Annotated in this window: 16 protein-coding genes, 2 tRNA genes and 1 pseudogene; 14 read left to right on the top strand and 5 right to left on the bottom strand. The window is 69.5% G+C overall.

Features of this window, described 5'->3' with window-relative positions:
- Positions 1–182 precede the first annotated feature (182 nt).
- Positions 183–1,361 (top strand): M23 family metallopeptidase, encoded by a 1,179-nt coding sequence (locus JWP54_RS06115; RefSeq protein WP_297368784.1) that lies wholly within the window; start codon positions 183–185, stop codon positions 1,359–1,361.
- Between the two features lie 69 nt (positions 1,362–1,430).
- Here the strand turns inward: JWP54_RS06115 and JWP54_RS06120 are convergent, their stop codons facing one another.
- Complete coding sequence (locus JWP54_RS06120) at positions 1,431–2,210, bottom strand: GTP pyrophosphokinase family protein (protein WP_297368786.1); 780 nt, start codon at positions 2,208–2,210, stop codon at positions 1,431–1,433.
- Positions 2,211–2,342: 132 nt separating this feature from the next.
- Positions 2,343–4,013, bottom strand: a complete 1,671-nt coding sequence (locus JWP54_RS06125) for a glycoside hydrolase family 13 protein (RefSeq protein ID WP_297368789.1) — start codon at positions 4,011–4,013, stop codon at positions 2,343–2,345.
- A gap of 172 nt (positions 4,014–4,185) precedes the next feature.
- Here JWP54_RS06125 and JWP54_RS06130 point away from each other — a divergent pair, with 172 nt between their 5' ends.
- From JWP54_RS06130 to JWP54_RS06155, 6 genes are all read left to right on the top strand, one after another.
- Positions 4,186–5,418, top strand: a complete 1,233-nt coding sequence (locus tag JWP54_RS06130; RefSeq protein WP_297368792.1) for a maltose ABC transporter substrate-binding protein — start codon at positions 4,186–4,188, stop codon at positions 5,416–5,418.
- Between the two features lie 103 nt (positions 5,419–5,521).
- On the top strand, positions 5,522–7,147 hold the full coding sequence (locus JWP54_RS06135; protein WP_297368794.1) for an ABC transporter permease subunit: 1,626 nt from the start codon (positions 5,522–5,524) through the stop codon (positions 7,145–7,147).
- Position 7,148: 1 nt separating this feature from the next.
- Complete coding sequence (locus JWP54_RS06140) at positions 7,149–8,066, top strand: sugar ABC transporter permease (protein ID WP_297368796.1); 918 nt, start codon at positions 7,149–7,151, stop codon at positions 8,064–8,066.
- An 8-nt stretch (positions 8,067–8,074) separates the two neighbouring features.
- Entirely contained in the window at positions 8,075–9,973 is a 1,899-nt protein-coding gene (locus JWP54_RS06145) for a glycoside hydrolase family 13 protein (RefSeq protein ID WP_297368798.1), read from the top strand.
- A gap of 53 nt (positions 9,974–10,026) precedes the next feature.
- Positions 10,027–10,098 (top strand) — tRNA-Thr (locus JWP54_RS06150).
- Positions 10,099–10,128: 30 nt separating this feature from the next.
- Positions 10,129–10,202, top strand: a tRNA-Met gene (locus tag JWP54_RS06155).
- A 134-nt stretch (positions 10,203–10,336) separates the two neighbouring features.
- Here JWP54_RS06155 and JWP54_RS06160 read toward each other — a convergent pair.
- Positions 10,337–11,311, bottom strand: a complete 975-nt coding sequence (locus tag JWP54_RS06160; RefSeq protein WP_297368801.1) for a Gfo/Idh/MocA family oxidoreductase — start codon at positions 11,309–11,311, stop codon at positions 10,337–10,339.
- Positions 11,312–11,336: 25 nt separating this feature from the next.
- Here JWP54_RS06160 and JWP54_RS06165 point away from each other — a divergent pair.
- The 5 genes and pseudogenes from JWP54_RS06165 to JWP54_RS06185 form a co-directional block, all read left to right on the top strand.
- A pseudogene (locus JWP54_RS06165) lies at positions 11,337–11,861 on the top strand (fibronectin type III-like domain-contianing protein); the annotation flags it as partial.
- Positions 11,862–12,435: 574 nt separating this feature from the next.
- Complete coding sequence (locus tag JWP54_RS06170; protein WP_297368804.1) at positions 12,436–13,557, top strand: acyl-CoA dehydrogenase; 1,122 nt, start codon at positions 12,436–12,438, stop codon at positions 13,555–13,557.
- Positions 13,551–15,098: a bifunctional PIG-L family deacetylase/class I SAM-dependent methyltransferase gene (locus JWP54_RS06175; RefSeq protein WP_297368806.1), complete on the top strand. Its 1,548-nt coding sequence runs from the start codon at positions 13,551–13,553 to the stop codon at positions 15,096–15,098. The genes JWP54_RS06170 and JWP54_RS06175 overlap by 7 nt, the downstream gene beginning before the upstream one ends.
- Positions 15,095–15,799, top strand: a complete 705-nt coding sequence (locus tag JWP54_RS06180; RefSeq protein ID WP_297368810.1) for a glycosyltransferase — start codon at positions 15,095–15,097, stop codon at positions 15,797–15,799. Before JWP54_RS06175 ends, JWP54_RS06180 begins: the two co-directional genes overlap by 4 nt.
- A gap of 91 nt (positions 15,800–15,890) precedes the next feature.
- The gene (locus JWP54_RS06185) at positions 15,891–16,052 is read left to right on the top strand and encodes a hypothetical protein (protein WP_297368812.1); all 162 of its coding nucleotides are present in this window, start codon (positions 15,891–15,893) and stop codon (positions 16,050–16,052) included.
- A 68-nt stretch (positions 16,053–16,120) separates the two neighbouring features.
- Here JWP54_RS06185 and JWP54_RS06190 read toward each other — a convergent pair whose 3' ends face one another.
- Positions 16,121–16,867: an SGNH/GDSL hydrolase family protein gene (locus JWP54_RS06190; RefSeq protein WP_297368817.1), complete on the bottom strand. Its 747-nt coding sequence runs from the start codon at positions 16,865–16,867 to the stop codon at positions 16,121–16,123.
- A 68-nt stretch (positions 16,868–16,935) separates the two neighbouring features.
- Positions 16,936–17,490: a HEAT repeat domain-containing protein gene (locus JWP54_RS06195; RefSeq protein ID WP_297368820.1), complete on the bottom strand. Its 555-nt coding sequence runs from the start codon at positions 17,488–17,490 to the stop codon at positions 16,936–16,938.
- 205 nt (positions 17,491–17,695) lie between these two features.
- Here JWP54_RS06195 and JWP54_RS06200 point away from each other — a divergent pair, with 205 nt between their 5' ends.
- The gene (locus tag JWP54_RS06200; protein WP_297368823.1) at positions 17,696–18,682 is read left to right on the top strand and encodes a methionine ABC transporter ATP-binding protein; all 987 of its coding nucleotides are present in this window, start codon (positions 17,696–17,698) and stop codon (positions 18,680–18,682) included.
- A gap of 2 nt (positions 18,683–18,684) precedes the next feature.
- Positions 18,685–19,449 (top strand): methionine ABC transporter permease, encoded by a 765-nt coding sequence (locus tag JWP54_RS06205; RefSeq protein ID WP_297368826.1) that lies wholly within the window; start codon positions 18,685–18,687, stop codon positions 19,447–19,449.
- Positions 19,450–19,478: the final 29 nt, after the last annotated feature.

The raw sequence follows: 19,478 nt of genomic DNA on the forward strand, positions 1-19,478 counted from the left end.
CCGCTAGCCTTTACCTATTCGTTACTTTGGCCTGGTCTGAATGACGAGCATCACTTCCCGTCAATCGCGCCGAAAGTACCCTCCCTTTGTCACGTCACTCCCCGCAGCCGGATGCCTCCGCAGCCGACCTGAGTGACCCCACCCACGGCGAACTGGGATCGATCGACAGCGAGGCTCCGCGCGTGCGCACACGTCGTGAGCAGCGCGAATTCGAGCGCCGGACCGCCGCTCCCGCGGTCGAGGTCATCGCGCCCGCGGTCGCGGATGCGGCCACGGGCGGCCTCAGCCCCGAGGCGCAGCTGCTCGTCGGCATGGAACTGGCCGAACCGAACCTCGAGCCCGTCATCATCAAGGCCGTTGACCTCTCGCTGCCCACCTCGCCGGCGTACGAGCAGATTCCGAGCGACGTCTCGCCGCACACCACCACGACCACCATCGTCCTGCCGTCCCGCGCGGCCCTGCGCGCGCAGCTGCGGGCCGGGCAGACGTACGACGAAGCGCCTGCACCCCTGGTCCCCGCCGAGGCCGCAGCGCCGCGTGTGACGCCGGTCGCGCCCGAGCGGGTCCTGCCCGACTTCGTGCCCCGCACCCGCGCCAAGTCGGCCCCGGCCAACCGCGCCCCGGTATCGGTGAGCTCCGGCCACCACCGCATGCGGATGCTGGCCACCAAGGGCGGCTCGATCGTGGCGATGTCGATCATCGCACTGATGGCCGTGGCGACCTCGATTCCCGCCGAGGCCTTGCTGTCGTCCAGCGATGTGCAGGCCGCAGCGCTCGAGGCCAAGCTGCCGGAGAGCAGCGAACCGGCCCAGACGATCAACCTCGCCGGCACGGACACCATCACGGTGGAGCAGGACAGCTACCAGGCCCAGTCCATCGCCGAGTTCGCCGCGGCCAGCGGCATCCGCCTCGAAGACTCGTTCACCAACAACCCCAACGGCACCATTCAGTGGCCGTTCGCGGTCGGCGTGCACGTCGGCGACCAGTTCGGCCCCCGCAACTGCGCGGGCTGCTCCGCCAACCACGGAGGCCAGGACTTCAACCCCGGCGTCAACGCCCCGATCCAGGCGATCGCGGATGGCGTCGTGAGCTTCACCGAGGACGGCGAAGGCAGCCTCGGCGTCCACATGATCATCGATCACATGATCGACGGCGAACTGGTCTCCAGCGTCTACGCCCACATGGTCCACGGCTCGATGCTGTTGGAGACCGGTGATGTGGTCAAGGTCGGCCAGGTCATCGGCAAGGTCGGCTCGACGGGTATGTCGACCGGCCCGCACCTGCACTTCGAGATCCGCATCGGCGGCATCAAGGGCACCAAGGTCGCACCCCTGCCCTGGCTTTACGCCAACACGAACTAGCCGCCCTCCTCGGGCGACAGGTGCCCGCGAGAGCGGTCTTGAGGTCGCTTCCGCGACGCCAGGTGACCGTTAGCCCGCTCGCGTGGAAGCGGATTGCTCGAGGAACGCCTCGAGCAGGGACCGGGGCAGCGGGTACGGCAGCATGCCGTCGGCATTGGCATGGTGCGCCGCGACCGGGGCGCGGTTGTCCTCCGGCTCGCTGGAGTCGCCGAGGGAGAGCACCTGGTCGTGCAGGCGCTCCATGTCAACGTCGAGGCGGTTGGCCACGTCCGCGGCCTCTTTGAGCTCGCCGACGAGCGCGGTCGGCACCGCCCCGTCGTACTTGTAGAAGATCTTGTGCTCGAGGCTGGCCCAGAAATCCATCGCCACGGTGCGGATCTGCACCTCGACGGTCACCGGCTGAACCCGGTCGGACATGAACACCGGGATCGCCGCGATCAGGTGCAGGCTCTTGTACCCGTTGGGCTTGGGATTCCTGATGTAGTCCTTCACCTGCAGCACGGTGATGTCGCGCTGGCTGGTGAGCATCTCGAGCACCCGGTAGGTGTCCGAGATGAAGCTGCAGGTGATTCGGATGCCCGCGATGTCCTGGATATTCTCGCGGATGCCCTCGAGGTCGAGCGGGTAGCCCTTGCGGTTGGCCTTCTTGAGGATCCCCTCCGGCGACTTCAACCGGTGGCTGACGTGCTCGATCGGGCTGTAGTCGTGGATCGCGCTGAACTCTTCCTTGAGGATGTTGACCTTGGTCATCATCTCGTCGGTCGCGAACTTGTACGACATCATGAACCGGGTGAGCTCGGTTCGGAGCGCCTGGAGGTCAGTGGGCCAGTCGACGTCCTGGTCGGTCACGGATGCTCCTTGCTGGAAGACGCCACCGCAGGCGGCGGTGGGCACCTAGAGTCTGGCACCCCCCGCATCCGTACTCGCTGGGAGCGGGATGGGAGTGCAGGGGGTGCGGCCCGTGCGGCCCGTGCGAAGCGATCAGGCCTGCAGCCAGGCGGTCGTGTCGCCGGGCAGGGTGCGGCCGCTCAGGAGTTCGCTGCTGAGCAGCACGTCGCCGGCGGGCAACTCGACATCCTCGTCGCCGGTGTTGGCCACCACGATGACATTCCCATTGCGGAATAGCAGCACGTCGGTGCTGGGAGAGGGCAGCCAGTCGACTCCGCCGAGGCCGAGCTCGTGCTCGCGGCGCAGGGCAAGCGCCTGGGTGTACAACTCCAGCGTCGAACCGGCCACGTTCTCCTGGGCATCCCGGGCCAGGGTCGCCCATTCGGCCGGCTGCGGCAGCCAGCTAGCGGCGGTGGGACCGAAACCATAGGACGGTTCGGCGGCTTCCCACGGGATGGGGACCCGGCAGCCGTCCCGGCCGTAGCGCTCGCCGTTGGTGCGGAACCAGGTGGGGTCCTCGCGGGAGGCGTCGGGCAGGTGGATGACCTCGGGCAGGCCGAGCTCCTCGCCCTGATAGATGTAGCTGGAGCCGGGCAGCGAGAGCATCAGCGCCGAGGCGGCGCGGGCGCGGCGGAGGCCCACCGCGGTGTCGGGCAGGCCGTTGCTGTTCGGGCCGATTCCGTGGCCCTGCAGGTTGTCGGCCGTGAGGGCCAGCCGGGTGGCGTGGCGCACGACGTCGTGGTTGGAGAGCACCCAGGTGCTCGGGGCTCCCACGGCGCTGAAGGCGGCCAGGGAGTCGTCGATGACCCGGCGCAGCGGCGCCGCGTGCCACGGGGTCTCCAGGTAGGCGAAGTTGAACGCCTGGTGCATCTCGTCGGGGCGCACCCACTGGGCGACCCGGTCGAGCGGATCGACCCAGGCCTCGGCGGCCAGGATACGGTCGCCGTCGTATTCGTCGAGCACGAGCCGCCAGTCGCGGTAGATGTCGTGCACCCCGTCCTGGGCCCAATACGGTGCGCCGGCGGCGGGTTCGGCTACCACGCCGGGCTCGAGCGCACTGGTCGCGCCGCCCATGCTGCCGCCGTCGGCAGGCGGGGTGTAGTCGGGCAGGCCCTTGGCCTTGATCATGCCGTGCGCGACATCCACCCGGAAACCGTCGACGCCGCGGTCCAACCAGAACCGGAGCACGCCGCGGAACTGCGTGCGCACCCACTCGTTGTCCCAGTCGAAGTCGGGCTGCGTGGAGTCGAAGAGGTGCAGGTACCACTGGCCGGGGGTGCCGTCGGGGTCGACCGTGCGGGTCCAGGCGCGACCGCCGAACACCGACTCCCAGTTATTCGGGGGCAGTTCGCCGTTCTCGCCGAGGCCGTCGCGGAAGATGTAGTGCGTGCGCTCCTCGCTGCCGCGGCCGGCGGCCAGGGCGGCCTGGAACCACGGGTGGTCGCTGGAGGAGTGGTTGGGCACGATGTCGACGATCACGCGGATGCCGAGGGCGTGTGCGGCATCCTGCATCGCGTCGTAGTCGGCGAGGGTGCCGAACAGCGGATCGACGTCGCAGTAGTCGGAGACGTCGTAGCCGGCGTCCCGTTGCGGCGAGGTGTAGAAGGGCGACAACCAGATGGCGTCCACCCCCAGCTCGGCCAGCTTCGGCAGCCGAGAGCGGATGCCGGCGAGGTCGCCCATGCCATCACCGTTCGCGTCAGCGAACGACCGCGGGTAGATCTGATAAATAACGGCGGTACGCCACCACTCTGTGCCTGTCATGACGGATACTTTACGGCATTCGGGCGAGGCTGCAAGCGCTTCCACAAAGAGAGCACACGAAACGTCGCTCCGTCCTGTAGGTAACCGCAGAGGAGGTTGCCAAACGAGGAATTCACAGGTATACATGTAACCGCTTGCACAATTGTCGATGTTGATTATGAAAGGCACACCAATGATGGTGAAGAAGAATGGCCTGCTCGCCGCGGGCGCGATTGCCGTCGCGGCCGCACTGGCCCTGTCAGGATGCTCGGCCGGATCGGAATCCGACGGCACCACGACCGAAGCCGATTCCAGCACGTTGACCGTGTGGGTGGACGCCGACCGCGCCGCCGTGCTGAAGGACGCCGCAGCGGCCTTCACCAAGGAGTCCGGCGTCAAGGTCAAGCTCGTGCAGAAGGACTTCGCGAAGATCCAGGAAGAGTTCATCGCCCAAATCCCGACCGGTAAGGGCCCGGACATCACCATCGCCGCGCACGACTGGCTCGGCAACTTCGTGAGCAACGGAGTTGTGCAGCCCGTCGAACTGGGCGACACCGCGGCCGGCTACCAGCAGGTCGCCGTCACCGCCATGAGCTACGAGGGAAAGACCTACGGCGTGCCGTACTCGATCGAGAACATCGCGCTGCTCCGCAACACCGCGCTCGCCCCGACCGCCCCCGCCACCTTCGAGGACATGGTCGCCGCCGGGACCGCCGCCGGCACCGAATTCCCCTACCTCGTACAGGCCGGCCCCGAGGCCGACCCGTACCACCTGTACCCGTTCCAGACCTCCTTCGGCGCCCCGGTCTTCGGCACCAGCGCCGACGGCAGCTACAACCCCGACGACCTCACCGTGGGCAACGCCGGCGGCGAAGCCTTCGCCACCTGGCTCGCCGCGGAAGGCGCAGCCGGGCGGATGAGCGTGAACCTCACCGGCGACATCGCCAAGGAGAAGTTCTACGCCGGCGCCTCGCCGTTCCTGCTCACCGGACCGTGGAACGTGCCGGACGCCCAGGCCGCAGGCATCGACGTGGCCGTCGACGCCGTGCCGTCGGCCGGCGGCTCGCCCGCCCAGCCGTTCGTGGGCGTGCAGGGCTTCATGGTCAGCGCCAAGACCAAGAATGCCATCGCGGCCAACGAGTTCCTGGTGAACTACATCGGAAGCGAAGACGTCCAGACCGCCCTCCACGAGGTCGGCGGCCGCCCGCCGGCACTGACCGCAGCCTTCGAGGCCGCCAGCTCCGACCCGATCACCGCTGGTTTCGGTGCCGTCGGCGCCACCGCGGTGCCGATGCCCAACATCCCCCAGATGGGCAAGGTCTGGCAGTTCTGGGGCGTCACCGAGGCCGCCATCATGAGCAACGAGGGTGACCCCGTTCAGCTGTGGCAGAAGATGACGGCGGACATCGCCGCCGCCATCGAGTAACCAGCAGTTCGCGGTGCGCCCGGCTCCAGGCGGGGCCGGGCGCACCGCACCATCCATGGCACCCGTACGATCCCCGGCCGGCAGGCGCGCTAGAGAGCAGACAATGATGACTACCCCTGGAACCGGGCGCGATCGGGCGCAGATCCTCGCCGCCAAGAAGTCCCGGCAGGCCAGCCGCATCGCCGAAGCCGCATCAGCGGGCCTCAAGGTGCTCCTGGTCAAGGTGCTGGTGCTCGGCATCGTGGACGCCATCAGCGTCTACGCGCTCTTCGTGCTCCTCCTCAAACAGGACTGGCTGGTGTTCAGCCTGGTCCTGTTCGTCACCGTCGTCGTCAACTGGATCTACTTCCGGGTCAAGGGCCTGCCGGCCAAGTACCTCACGCCGGGCCTGATCTTCCTCCTCATCTTCCAGATCTTCGTGATCGGCTATTCCGGCTACATCGCCTTCACCAACTACGGCACCGGGCACAACAGCACCAAGGACGACGCGGTGAACTCGTTGATCCTCTCTTCCCAAGAGCGGGTGCCCGATTCGCCCAGTTACGCCCTGACCGTGCTCGAGCAGGCCGGCGCCTACAGCTTCCTGGTCACCGATCCCGACGGGGTCATCACTGTCGGCAACCCGGAGTCGCCGCTGTCGCGGGTCACCGACGCCGAGACGGATGCCGCCGGCCAGGCCATCGCCCTGCCCGGCTACACCACCCTGACCTTCGCCGACATCGTGGCCAACCAGGAGGCCATCGCCGCCCTGGCCGTGCCCCTCTCCGACGATCCCAACGAGGGAAGCCTCCGCACTCCGGACGGCTCCGCCGCCTACCTCTACCTCTCCGACCTGGTCTACGACGAGGCGGCCGGCACCATGACGAACGCCGGCACCGGTGTTGTCTACACCGAGGACCCGTCGCAGGGCTCGTTCGTCGCCGAGGACGGCGCCGACCTGCAGCCGGGCTGGAAGGTGGAAGTGGGCCTGGCCAACTTCGCCAAGGCCTTTGGCACCGACTCCATCCGCGGTCCGCTGATCAGCGTGACCCTGTGGACGTTCGCCTTCGCGTTCCTCTCGGTGGCCACCACCTTCGCGCTCGGCCTGTTCCTGGCCATCGTGTTCAACGACCTGCGGATGCGCGGCCGGAACGTTTACCGCGTGGTGATGATCCTGCCGTACGCGTTCCCCGCCTTCCTGTCCGCCCTGGTCTGGGCCGGCATGCTCAACCCGCAATTCGGATTCATCAACCAGGTGATCTTCGGCGGGGCGGACATCCCCTGGCTCACCAATGAGTGGCTGGCCAAATTCAGCATCATCTTCGTGAACCTCTGGCTGGGCTTCCCCTACATGTTCCTGGTCTGCACCGGTGCGCTGCAGTCGATCCCCGGCGAGCTGCAGGAAGCGGCGACCGTGGACGGCGCGAGGCCCTGGCAGGTTTTCCGGCTGATCAAGCTGCCGCTGCTGCTGGTCTCCGTGTCGCCGCTGTTGATCGCGTCGTTCGCGTTCAACTTCAACAACTTCAACCTGATCTACATGCTCACCAACGGTGGGCCGCGCGACGTGACGGCGGGGGTGAACGTGGGCGCCACCGACATCCTGATCTCAATGGTCTACAAGGTTGCCTTCGTGGGTGCCAACCGCGACTACGGCCTCGCCAGCGCGTTCTCGATCCTGATCTTCGTGCTCGTCGCGCTGGTCTCGATCATCAGCTTCAGACAGACCAAGGCGCTAGAGGAGTTGAACTGAGATGACCATCGCCCCGCGCATAGCCGCCTCACCGACCACCGACTACATCCCGCTCAAGCACCCCTTCAACTTCGGTCGCTGGTTCCGGGCCACCGGCTGGCGGCACCTGGTGGGCGCCGTCATGGTGGTCTTCTCCGCCTTCCCGCTGCTCTACGTGCTCTCCGCGTCGCTGCACCCCGGCGGCACCCTGATCACCGCCAACGGCCTGTTCAGCGAGGTGGACCTGGGCAGCTTCATCACCCTGTTCAACCTGCCGCAACAGCCCTACGCGGCCTGGTACGGCAACACCCTGCTGATCGGCGGCATCACCTCGGCCGGCACCGTCTTCCTCGGTGCCCTGGCCGCGTACTCGTTCTCCCGGATGCGCTTCACCGGCCGTCGCGCGGGCCTGTTGATGCTGGTGCTGGTGCAGATGTTCCCGCAACTGCTCGCCGTTGTGGCGATCTTCCTGCTGCTCAACGGCATCTCCGACATCTTCCCGGCGATCGGCCTGGACACCCAGATCGGCCTGATCATGGTCTATCTGGGCGGGGCGCTCGGTGTGAACACCTATTTGATGTACGGGTTCTTCAACACGATCCCGGCCTCCATCGACGAGGCCGCCAAGCTCGACGGCGCCGGCCACGCCCGGATCTTCTTCACGATCATCCTGCGCCTGGTCGCGCCCATCCTCGCTGTGGTCGGCCTGCTGTCGTTCGTGGGGACCACCAACGAATTCGTCATCGCCAGCATCGTGCTGATCACACCCGAGAAGCAGACCCTCGCGGTGGGCCTCTACCAGTTCGTGTCCCAGGAGTTCTCGAGCAACTACTCCGTCTTCGCCGCCGGCGCGGTGCTCGCGGCGCTGCCGGTGATGGCGTTGTTCCTCTGGCTGCAGAAGTACATCGTCGGGGGACTCACGGCCGGATCGGTCAAGTAACGAAACCGATGCTCCCGTACCACGCTCTCCCGCACCACGACGGCTCCTCGCTGTACGTCTCCAGCCAGGCGCCGGCCCTCGGCGATGTCGTGACCGTGCGGGTGCGCATCCCGGCCGCCTTCGGGCCGGTGTCGATGGTGCGCACCCGCTCCAACCCCGACCGGGAACCGCGCTTCGACGACGCGCGGCCGGTGCCGTCCACCGACGGCTTCGCCTGGTGGGCGGCCGATGTGCTGGTGGAGAACCCGGTGCACGGCTACCGGTTCTTGCTGACCCTGGCCGACGGCGGCCACCGCTGGCTGAATGCGAGCGGCCTGCACGACATCGAAACGCTCGACTCGGAAGACTTCAAACTGGTCGCCCACGCGGCGCCGCCGGCCTGGGCGGCTTCCAGCGTGATGTACCAAGTCTTTCCCGACCGGTTCGCCCGGTCCGCCACCGCCGCCGAGCGGCCGGCGCCGGCCTGGGCGATGCCGGCCGAGTGGCACGACGCCGTGGACCAGCTGCCGCCGGGCCGCTCGCACCAGTTCTACGGCGGTGACCTCGACGGTGTGACCGAGCACCTCGACCACCTCGAGCGGCTCGGCGTGAACCTGATCTACCTCACCCCGGTGTTCCCCGGCCGGTCCAGCCACCGGTACGACGCGGCCAGCTTCACCGAGGTCGACCCGTTGCTCGGCGGCGACTCCGCCCTGATCCGGTTGGTCGAGGAGGCGCACGCCCGTGGGCTCAAGGTGATCGGCGACCTCACCGCCAACCATTCCGGCGACGGACACGAGTGGTTCCAGGCCGCGCACCGTACCCCTGACGCCCCCGAGAGTGGCTTCTACTACTGGCTCGACAGCGCGCAGGACCACTACATGTCCTGGCTGGGCGTGCCGGCGCTGCCCAAGTTCAACTGGAACTCCGCAGAACTCCGCCGCCGGTTCATCGACGGCGCCGGCTCCGTCGTCGCGCGCTGGCTCCAGCCGCCGTTCGCCCTGGACGGCTGGCGCATCGACGTGGCGAACATGACCGGCCGCCTCGGGAACGAAGACCTCAACGCCGAGGTGCGGCAGGCCATCCGCCGCACCATGATCGAGGTGAACCCCGACACGATCCTGCTGGGCGAGTTCACCAACGACGCCTCGGCGGATTTTCAGGGCGACGCCTGGCACGGCGCCATGACCTACGCCAACTTCACCCGGCCGGTCTGGGCCTGGCTGTCGCGGCCGGACGCTGTGCCGTCGTTCTTCGGACTGCCGCTGGGGACGATCCCGCACTACACCGGCGAGCAGTTCCACCGCGCGCACACCCGCTTCGCCGCCGGTTTCCCCTGGCGCACCCGGCTGGCCACCATGAACGCGCTCGACACCCACGACACCGCCCGGTTCCGCAACCATGCCGACGCCGAGGTGGTGCCGGTGGCCGTGGGGCTCTCGATGACACTGCCGGGCATCCCGGTGGTGTTCGCGGGCGATGAGTTCGGCCTGGTCGGCGTGGACGGCGAGCACTCCCGCACCCCGATGCCCTGGGCACGTGCCGCCGATCCCTCGGTGGCCGCGACCATCGACCTCTATGCCGGTCTGATCGGGCTGCGCCGGGACCACGAGGCGCTGAGCACCGGCGGCATGCGCTGGCTGCACGTGGGCGCCGACGCGCTCGTCTACGTGCGCGAGAGCGAGCAGGAGTCGGTGCTCCTGCTGGCCGCCCGCGCCGGCGCCGAGGTGGTCCTGCCAGCCGGCGTGCTGCCCGGCATCGGCGATTCCGGCGACCTGCGCGCCTTGGTCGGCCCCGCGCTGGGTACGGTGTCCGATGACGGCATCCGGCTGGCCGCCACCGGCCCCTCGTTCACCGCCTGGACCCTTCCCGGCGTTCCGATTCCGCCGGATGACCGCCCCGTGTCGCCGACGGGTCCCGCGAGGTGATAATGTTTACCGGTTGCCAAAAGCACGGTTCAGCTTCAGAACTATGAAGTTTTGCCCCCTTAGCTCATTGGTAGAGCACTTCCTTGGTAAGGAAGAGGTAGTGGGTCCGATTCCCACAGGGGGCTCAGACTTGGGAGCCCTGGCTCCTGCGTCGCGGCGGGGTAGCTCAGTTGGTTAGAGCACACGGCTCATAATCGTGGTGTCGCGGGTTCAATTCCCGCTCCCGCTACACACGGCCCGGACTTCTACTGAAGCTTCCGGGCCTTCTTCTTCGCCCAGTTGATTTCCTGATCGTGAAATAAGGACAAAGTGAGATAAAAAGGACGGGAATGACCATAGAGTCCTTTTTCCCGGCTGATGTCCTTATCGGCGCCCCTCGCTCCCTCGCCGCTCCGCACGGGTGGTCAACGGGACGGGAACGGGACGCTCGGCATCCGTCGTGAGGTCGACCCGCCGGCCGGCCGTGGCCGCGCGCTGCAGGGATTCCATCACGTCCAGCACGTGCAGGGCGAGTTCGCCGTTCGCGCGAGCGGTGACCCGGTGCGGCGTGCGGATCTGGTCGCGCAGGCCGATGCCGCGGGCCCCGTCGACGTAGCCGGCCAGCGGGTCGAGCAGGTGGAAGCCGCCATCGTTCACCCGCCGGTGGCTGGTGGGGCCGTCGAAGGTGTTCGGGTCGCCGACGGCGAGGGTGCCCTCGGTCCCGTGCACCTCGATCGGCGACGCCACGGTGGCGGTGGAATCGAAGCTCATCGTGATCGTCGACAGCGCGCCGCTGAGGTGTTCGAGCACCCCGGTGACGTGCGTGTCGACGAGGACCGGGATGCTCTCGCCGGCGCGCGGCCCGGTGCGGATGCGGTGGTCCTGCGGCCGGCTGGACGCGCCGGTGACCGAGCGAATGGGACCGAGCAGGTGGATCAGGGCGGTGATGTAGTACGGGCCCATGTCGAAGAGCGGACCGCCGCCCGCGCGGTAATAGAAGTCCGGGTTGGGGTGCCACAGCTCGTGCCCGGCGGTGACCATGACCGCCGACGCCGCCACGGGGCGGCCGCTCAGGCCGTGGTCGATCGCGGCCCTGGCGGTCTGGATGCCGGTGCCCAGCACCGTGTCCGGCGCCGACCCGACCCGGACGCCCGCGTGGGCCGCTGCCGTGAGGATACTGCGGCCCTCGGCCAGGGTCACCGCGAGCAGGCCCGCCACCGTCATCGCGTGCGCGGCCGGCAGAGCATCCGCCACCGTTCGCGCGCGGCCCGAATCCAGATCGGCCACGGCCGTGATGACCACGGCGTCGCTGGCCGCGAGAGTCTCGAGGTAGAAGGCGGAGATAACGCCGAGGCCCACGATACCCAAGCGATGCGGCGTCACTTCGGACGTGACCAGCGTGGACAGCACCCCGGTGTTGCCGTTCGGGCACGGACTGAGCTACACGAGTTTCGAACGCACGGCGCTGGCCGCAGACGACAGCGTCGCCGCCGGCGACATGTTCTCGGCGAGCGTGCGCATCCGCAACACCGGTGAGCGGGCCGGCACCGATCTGGTGCAGTTCTACGCGAGGGACCTCCATGCGAGCGTGACCCGGCCGGTGGCCCAGCTGCTGGGCTATCAGCGCGTTTCCCTCGCCCCCGGGGAAGAGGCAGTCGTCAGCTTCCGGGTGCCGACGGCCCGGCTGGCGTTCACGGGCCTGCGCCACGAGCGGATCGTCGAGCCCGGCCGGGTGGAACTCTGGGTCGGCCCCTCGTGCGCGGTCAAGGAGACCGCGACGGAGATCAGCATCACGGGTCCCGTGCACCGGGTGACTCTCGCCGACGGCCGGTACGTGCTGAGCGACGTGGAACGCACGCCGGAACCTGAGTTGTCTGTCGAGGCCGGCACCGAGGCGGCGCGTCTCTGACGAAGGCGCCCGCTCATGGGTGTTGCGCGGGTCGGGCGCCGGTGCGCGGGTGGCGTGCCACCCGCGTAGTGGCGTGGCGCACGCGTGGCGCGTGAGGGCGTGGCGCGGCATCCGCGTGACGGCGTGGCGCACCATCCGCATGACGGCGTGGCGCCCGCGTGGCGCGTGAGGGCATGGCGTGGCACCCGCGCGACGGGGTGGGGGCCTGATCGCGGTGCGGATGCAGCCCCCATCTGGACAGGCGCCCGGGCCGGAGGCAGATGGAAGGGGCAGACCACCCCGATGACGGCCCGCCCCATGCGGAGGTACTTCAGGTGTGGCCTCGGTCGGGCCCTGTCAACGGTGCCTCAGGGTCACACTTCGGGGAACACCCCCGTATGAGGGTCATGGTAGCCCGGTGTGCGCCACCCGGACAGGGGTGCCGTGGTCGCCTTTTTGAATTAGCGAGCTCGTTTGGCAGGATGTGCTGACGGGAGGGTGCTTCGCTCGGAAGAGCGGGACCGCCAGCCAGTCCTATCCGGCGGAACCGGCGTCAACGACGCCCGGCCGCCCTATCGAATCCTGGGGGAAAGTCATGGTGACGGAGTCGAGCTCGGCGGCGGTTCGTGCGGGAGGGGTGCGCGCCGCCGCCTGGTCCGGAACCGACCAGGCCCAGGCCGGCCCGACCGCTGGCGTTGACGCCCTGAACCGGCTCGCCGAGGCGGCCTGGACCGTGGACGGCGATGCCGCCCGGGCCATCAGCTTCGCCATCGACACGGCGACCGGACTGCCGCGCCCGGGCGACGGCCGCACCCTCGAACTCTTCGACGCGCTGGCCACCGTCGCGGCGGCCGACCTGACCGCCGCCCGGGTGCTCGAGGCGCACGCGGATGCGCTCACGATACTGGCCCAGGCCGACTCCGGCACGGCGGCGCCGACAGGTCCCGGCGCGGCGAGCTGGGGCGTCTTCGCGGCGGAGGCGTCGGGGCAGCGGGTGAGCGCCACCCGCGGCGGCGCCGGCTGGCGCCTCGACGGCGGCAAGCCCTGGTGTTCGCTGGCCGGCTCGCTCGACCGCGCCCTGGTGACAGCGCACACCACCCCGGAGGGCGCCGTTCCCGCCCGGCGCCGGCTGTTCGCGGTGGATTTGACGGCGCCCGGCGTCACGGTACAGGAGGGAGCCTGGGTCGCCACCGGACTCAACCAGGTGCCCAGCGGCCCGGTGGACTTCGTCGACGTGGCCGCCGAGCCCGTCGGCGCCGACGACTGGTACCTCACCCGGCCCGGGTTCAGCTGGGGCGGCATCCAGGTCGCGGCCTGCTGGTGGGGCGGCGCCGTCGGGGTGGCCAGACACCTGCGTAAGGCCGCCGCCAACCGCGAACCCGACCAGATCATGCTCGCCCACCTCGGCGCCGTCGACCTGGCCCTGGTGGGCGCCGGCGCGGCGCTCGCCGACTCGGCCGCGGCGATCGATTCCGGCGAGGCCGTCGGCCCGGCGGGCGCCCTCCTGGCCGCCCGGGTGCGGGGGATCGTGGCGCGCACCGTCGACGAGGTGATCGCCCGCGTGGGGCACGCGCTCGGCCCGGCGCCCCTCGCCCTCGACGCCCGGCACGCCCGCCGGGCGGCCGACCTCACCCTGTACGTGCGCCAGCATCACGCCGAGCGCGACGATGCGGCGCTCGGCGCCCGCCTGCTGGGCGCGGGGGTGTCGCCGTGGTGAGCTTCAGCCACGATGCGGCCGGCACCAGCGAAAGCCTTTGGCAGCAGGATGGTTGGCCCGCCTCGGCCAGCCCACTCACACTCACCGGCTGCGCCCGACTGATCGTGCTGGCCGCGCACCCCGACGACGAGAGCCTCGGGGCCGGCGGCCTGATCAGCTCCGCCGCCGCAGCGGGCATCCCCGTCGCAGTGATCGTCGCCACCAACGGGGAGGCGTCGCACCCGCACTCATCCACCCACACGCCGGCCGACCTGGCCGCGGTGCGCCGGGTGGAGGTGGTCACCGCGGTGCGCGCCCTGGCCGCCGACGCGCGAGTGCGGCTGCTCGACCTGCCCGACGGCGACCTGGTCCAGCACCGCAACAGCCTGGAGGAGGCGATCTGGGACGAGGCCCTGCGGGAGGAGGCCCCCGGCGAGCCCCCGACCGGCACAGCGGATGCGCCCGCTCCGGCCGCCGACACCTGGCTGGTGGCACCGTGGCGGCAGGACGGCCACCCGGACCACGCCGTCGCCGGCGCCGCCGCTGCGCTGGTCGCCCAGCGCACGGGTGCCCGGCTGCTGGAATACCCGATCTGGGCCTGGCACTGGTCGACCCCGGAGGGAGGGATCTGGCCCGGCGCCGGCGCCCCGACGGCCCGGTGGCGGTTGCACCTCGGTGAGGAGGCCCGCACGGACAAGCGCATCGCACTGGCGGCTCACGGCAGCCAGGTCGAGGCGCTCTCCGACCTGCCCGGTGACGAGGCGATCGTGCAGCCGGGGTTCGCGGCCCACTTCGAGCGCGACTACGAGGTCTTCCTCGCCGCGTCCGGCGGGTCCGACGGAGTCGACGCAGCCCAGGCTTCCGGCACCGACGTATCCGTCCCGGTGGCATCCGGCCCCGAAGCGGCCACCTCCGATGCCACCCTCGCCGAGGACGCCGGCGCCGGCTCGCCGCGCGCCAGCCTCACCGCCGGCTTCTTCGACGACTTCTACGCCGGCTCCGAGGACCCCTGGGGCTTCGAAACCCGCTGGTACGAGGCCCGCAAACGTGCCATCACCCTGGCGGCGCTGCCGCTGGACCACTACGGCGCGGCCCTGGAACTCGGCTGCTCGATCGGGGTGCTCAGCCGCGACCTCGCCGAGCGCTGTGACACGCTGCTGGCCACCGACATCAACGAGCAGGCGCTCGCCGTGGCCCGCGACCGCCTGGCGGGGCTGCCCGGCGTGACCGTGGAGCGGCGCGCGCTGCCCGCCGAGTGGCCGACCGGTACCTTCGACCTCGTGGTGCTGTCGGAGATCGGTTACTACTGCTCGCCGGCCGACCTCGCGGTGCTGCTGGAGCGGAGCCGGCAGAGCCTCACCCCGGACGGTGCGCTGGTCGCCTGCCACTGGCGACACCCGGTGGGGGAGTACCCGCTCGGCGGCGACGAGGTGCACGCGGTGCTCGCCGCGCTGCCCGGGCTCGAGTGCACGGTGCGGCATCAGGAACGCGATTTCGTGCTGGAGGTCTACGAGCCGGGCCCGGCCCGCTCCGTCGCCCAGCGCGAAGGGCTGGTGTCGTGAGAATCCGGATCGATCATCTCGTGGTGGTGGTCCCGGCCCGCAACGAGGAAAGGCGGCTGCCGCGGTGCCTGGCCGCGCTCGCCGACGCCGTCGACGCCGTCGAGCACGAGTTCGGCGACGACACCCCCACCATCTCCGTGGTCGTGGTGCTCGACCGCTGCACCGACGGGTCGGCCGGGGTGGTCGCCGGGTGGCCGCGGTTCCTGGCCATGGACAGCACGGCCGGGTCGGTCGGTTCGGCCCGGCGGGCGGGAGTCGCCCACCTTGTCGCGGCGGCGGCCGCAGAGCACACTTGGGTGGCCACGACTGATGCCGACTCCGCCGTTCCCCGGCGCTGGCTGGCGGTACAGCTGGCCCTGGCCGAGGCCGGCACCGAACTGGTGCTCGGCACCGTGCTGCCCGACGCCGAACTGCCGGCGCACGAGCAGGCCCGCTGGCACGGGTCGCACACCCTGGTCGACGGGCATCCGCACGTGCACGGCGCCAACCTGGGGGTGCGCGGCGACTGCTATCTCGCGGCGGGCGGGTTCAGCGACGCCGATTCCGACGAGGACGTGCTGCTGGTGGGTGCCCTCCGCGCCCTCGGCGCCCGGGAGTGCCGCACGGCGCTGATCCCGGTGCTCACCTCGGGCCGGCTCGAGGGCCGGGTGCCGGGTGGATTCGGCGGCTACCTCGCCCGCCAGGTGGCGGCGACACGCTGAGAACATCGCAAAAATAGCGTGCGATCAGGGCCGCCGCAGGTCTACTATCTCCAACACGAGGAAAACCCTCGGTTCCGAGAAAGGTCCAAAGATGAATCTTCTTGTCATTATCATCGCCGTGGTGGCCGTGATCCTGCTGATTACCGGCGGGCTCGTGGAGTCACTCCAGTTCCTGCTCTGGGTCGGTATCGTCCTGGCAGTGATCGCCGTCATCGTCTTCCTGCTCCGGACGATCTCGGGCCGCAAGGTCTGATTCCTCCCTGATACAGCAACGGGCCGCGTGGGTGACCACGCGGCCCGTTCGTTTGTATCAGGGGCTGCTCAGGGCGCCTCGACCACGGTGAGTTCCGGACGCTTGGGCGGCCGGCCGTCGCCGGACGACCGGCCCGTGAGCCGGCGGCCGATCCACGGCAGCACGTAGGCGGCGTAGTACGCGGCCGTGTCCTGGATGCGCTCGCGCGGCGGGGCTTCACCGGCCTCGCCCTCCGCCCAGCCGGCCGGGATCGGCACGCTGAGGGCGTTGAGCACGTTCGTCGCCACCCGGGTGTGCCCGCAGGCGTTGAGGTGCAGCTTGTCGGCAGACCAGAACCGGCTCTGGGACAGGTCGGTGTCGATCCAGTTGTCCACCAGGGTCACGCCGGGCTTGCCGAATGTCTCCCGAGCGGCCTCGGCGAGCCTGTCGCCGCGTTTCTGCATCAGCGAACCGAGCGGCAGGTGCCGGGACGGGTTGCCGCCGCTGAGCACCACCACGTGGATGCCGTCGGCCACGGACCGGTCGACCACCCGGTCGAGCAGGTCCACGACGTAGGAGATCTCGACGCGGGGCCGCATCATGTCGTTACCGCCTCCGCAGACCGTGAGCAGGTCGGGCTTCAGGGCCAGGGCTGGTTCGAGCTGGTCGTTCACGATCGGGCCGAGCAGCTTGCCGCGGATGGCGAGGTTGGCGTATGACACCGGTTCGGCGGCCGCGGCCGCCAGGCCGAGCGCGACGAGGTCGGCCCAGCCGCGCACCTGGCCGTCGGGCAGGTCGTCGCCGACGCCCTCGGTGAAGCTGTCACCGATCGCCACATACCGGCGGTACGGCTGCCGGCTGGGAAGTGGCCCGGGCTGCTGCGGGGTGGCGATGGCGTTCGTGGTTACTCCTTGGGGAGGTTGAGCCGGCTGACGATGGCGTCGCGGGCCTGCTGGGCGGCGCGGCGCACGTCCTTGTCGGGGTCGCGCAGGCGCACGGAGATGGTGGGGATGTCCTGCTCCCGACCCTGCAGGGCGAGGGCGTTGAGGGCGGCGACCCGCACGCGGGGCACCTCATCGGTGGTGGCCTTCACGAGCTTGGGCGCCACATCCAGGCCGCGGAGCGTGACGACCTTCGCGCACATCTCACGGATGCGCCAGGCCTCGTTGTTGAGGCCGACGACCACGTAGGGTGCCGCGGAGTCGTTCCAGACGTGCAGCAGGGCGCGGGCGCCCCACAGCTCGGGCCAGTACAACGCGGGAGCACCCTCGAGGATGCCAAGCGCATGCCGGCCGCCGACGTAGAGCAGGAAGTCCTTGCCGGCGTTCTTGCCGCGCATCAGTGCTACGGAGTGGTCGACGACGACGGACTCGCCGTAGTGCTCGACGGCCTTGGCGAGACGCTCGGCCGTGGGCAGGTCGATCGGAAGATCAGGGTGGGGGGTCAATTTGTTATGCATAACGAGTCCACGTTATCCCTCGAACCGGGCCGCCGACGAATGCATCTGCCCAGTCGGCAGAAGCAATTCACGGGTGTCAGCGGGCTCACCGCAGCACGGCCGGCGGCGCCGACACAAAATGTCACAGTGATTTGGTCCTGCGCGTTGCGATTGGCACACTCGGACTTACTGCGGTAAGAGGCCGCACGAAAACCTCAGGACCATCGTGATCTCCGTTCAGCACGTCTCCAAGACCTTCCGCTCAGGCGGCACCGTCACCGCTGCCCTCCAGGACGTCTCGCTCGAGGTGGCCGAGGGGGAGATCTTCGGAGTGATCGGGCAGAGCGGTGCGGGCAAGAGCACGCTGATCCGGGCGGTCAACCTGCTCGAGCGACCCGACTCCGGCACCGTGACGGTCGACGGCGACGAACTCACGGCCCTGTCGCCCGCAGCGCTGCGCGCCGCCCGCCGCAAGATCGGCATGGTCTTCCAGCACTTCAACCTGCTCGCCGGGCGCACTGTGCGCGGCAACGTGGAATTGGGACTGGAGATCATCGGGGTCGACGGCGACCAGCGCCGCCGCCGTGCGTTCGAGATCCTCGACCTGGTCGGCCTGGCCGACAAGGCCGGCTCGTATCCCGCCGAGCTCTCCGGCGGCCAGAAGCAGCGGGTGGGCATCGCCCGGGCTCTGGCCGGCGAGCCCAAGGTGCTGCTCTCCGACGAGGCCACCAGCGCCCTTGACCCCGAGACCACCCGCTCGATCCTGGACCTGGTCAAGACCATCAACACCGACCTCGGCCTGACCGTGCTGCTGATCACCCACGAGATGGAGGTCGTCAAGCGCATCTGCGACTCCGCCGCGCTGATCGAGGGCGGCCGGATCGTCGAACAGGGCCGCATCGTCTCGTTGATCTCCACCGCCGGCTCCCGGCTTGCGCACGAACTGTTCCCCCTCGGCGACGCACCCCGCACCCCGGGTGACACCGTCATCGACATCACCTTCAGCGGCGGCTCCGCCGACCGGCCCGTGATCGCGCAGCTGGCCCGCACCTACGGGCTGGACGTGTCCATCCTCGGTGCCGTGATCGAAACCATCGGCGGCAACCAGGCGGGGCGCACCCGGCTGCAGCTGCCGGGACAGCCACGTAGCAACACCGGCCCGATCGAGGACCTGCGCAGCCAGGGCATGCTCGTCGAAATCGTGGGGGAGTAACCGTGATCGACCCATCCGCACCCGACTTCTGGTCCGGCCTCTTCCAGGTGCTGCTCGTCGGCACCGGGCAGACCCTCTACATGGTCGGCGTCTCACTTCTGATCACCGTCGTCGTGGGCCTGCCGCTGGGCATCGTGCTCGTCGGTACCGAAGCCGGCGGCCTGTTCGAGAGTCCGTTCGGCTCCCGCAAGCTCGGCCGGGCGATCAACCGGATCCTTGAATTCATCGTGAACCTCGGCCGCAGCGTGCCGTTCATCATCCTGATGGTCGCGCTGATCCCGTTCACCCGTCTGGTGGTCGGCACCTTCATCGGCCCGACCGCCGCCATCGTGCCGCTGGCCGTCGTGGCCATCCCGTTCTTCGCCCGGATGGTGGAGATCGCCATCAAGGAGGTCGACACCGGCCTCATCGAGGCGGCCGAGTCGCTCGGCGCGACGCGCTGGCAGATCGTCGCGAAGGTGCTCGTGCCGGAGGCGCTGTCGCCGATGATCCTCGGCCTGTCGACCACGGTGACGTCGATCATCAACTTCTCGGCCATGGTCGGCACCGTCGCCGGCGGCGGCCTGGGTGACGTTGCCGTGCGCTACGGCTACCAGCGCTACAGCACCATCCACATGGTCGCCGTGATCATCGTGATCTTCGCGATCGTGATGGTGCTGCAGGGGCTCGCCACGCTGCTGGCCAGGCGGTTCGCCCACAAGTCCCGGCCCGCTCGCGCCGAGAAGGTCTTACCGGCCCTGCGCGATGGTGTCCTCACCGGGGCCTGACCCGACACCTCCCAGCCCCCACCCACACA

Source organism: Cryobacterium sp., from assembly GCF_025463825.1.
Lineage (GTDB): Bacteria > Actinomycetota > Actinomycetes > Actinomycetales > Microbacteriaceae > Cryobacterium.

Excerpts from the sequence above, each read along its gene's own strand:
- JWP54_RS06125 (WP_297368789.1), bottom strand. The coding sequence starts at position 4,013 with ATGACAGGCACAGAGTGGTGGCGTACCGCCGTTATTTATCAGATCTAC.
- JWP54_RS06130 (WP_297368792.1), top strand. The coding sequence starts at position 4,186 with ATGATGGTGAAGAAGAATGGCCTGCTCGCCGCGGGCGCGATTGCCGTC.
- JWP54_RS06135 (WP_297368794.1), top strand. The coding sequence starts at position 5,522 with ATGATGACTACCCCTGGAACCGGGCGCGATCGGGCGCAGATCCTCGCC.
- JWP54_RS06140 (WP_297368796.1), top strand. The coding sequence starts at position 7,149 with ATGACCATCGCCCCGCGCATAGCCGCCTCACCGACCACCGACTACATC.
- JWP54_RS06145 (WP_297368798.1), top strand. The coding sequence starts at position 8,075 with ATGCTCCCGTACCACGCTCTCCCGCACCACGACGGCTCCTCGCTGTAC.
- JWP54_RS06170 (WP_297368804.1), top strand. The coding sequence starts at position 12,436 with ATGGTGACGGAGTCGAGCTCGGCGGCGGTTCGTGCGGGAGGGGTGCGC.
- JWP54_RS06185 (WP_297368812.1), top strand. The coding sequence starts at position 15,891 with ATGAATCTTCTTGTCATTATCATCGCCGTGGTGGCCGTGATCCTGCTG.
- JWP54_RS06195 (WP_297368820.1), bottom strand. The coding sequence starts at position 17,490 with ATGCATAACAAATTGACCCCCCACCCTGATCTTCCGATCGACCTGCCC.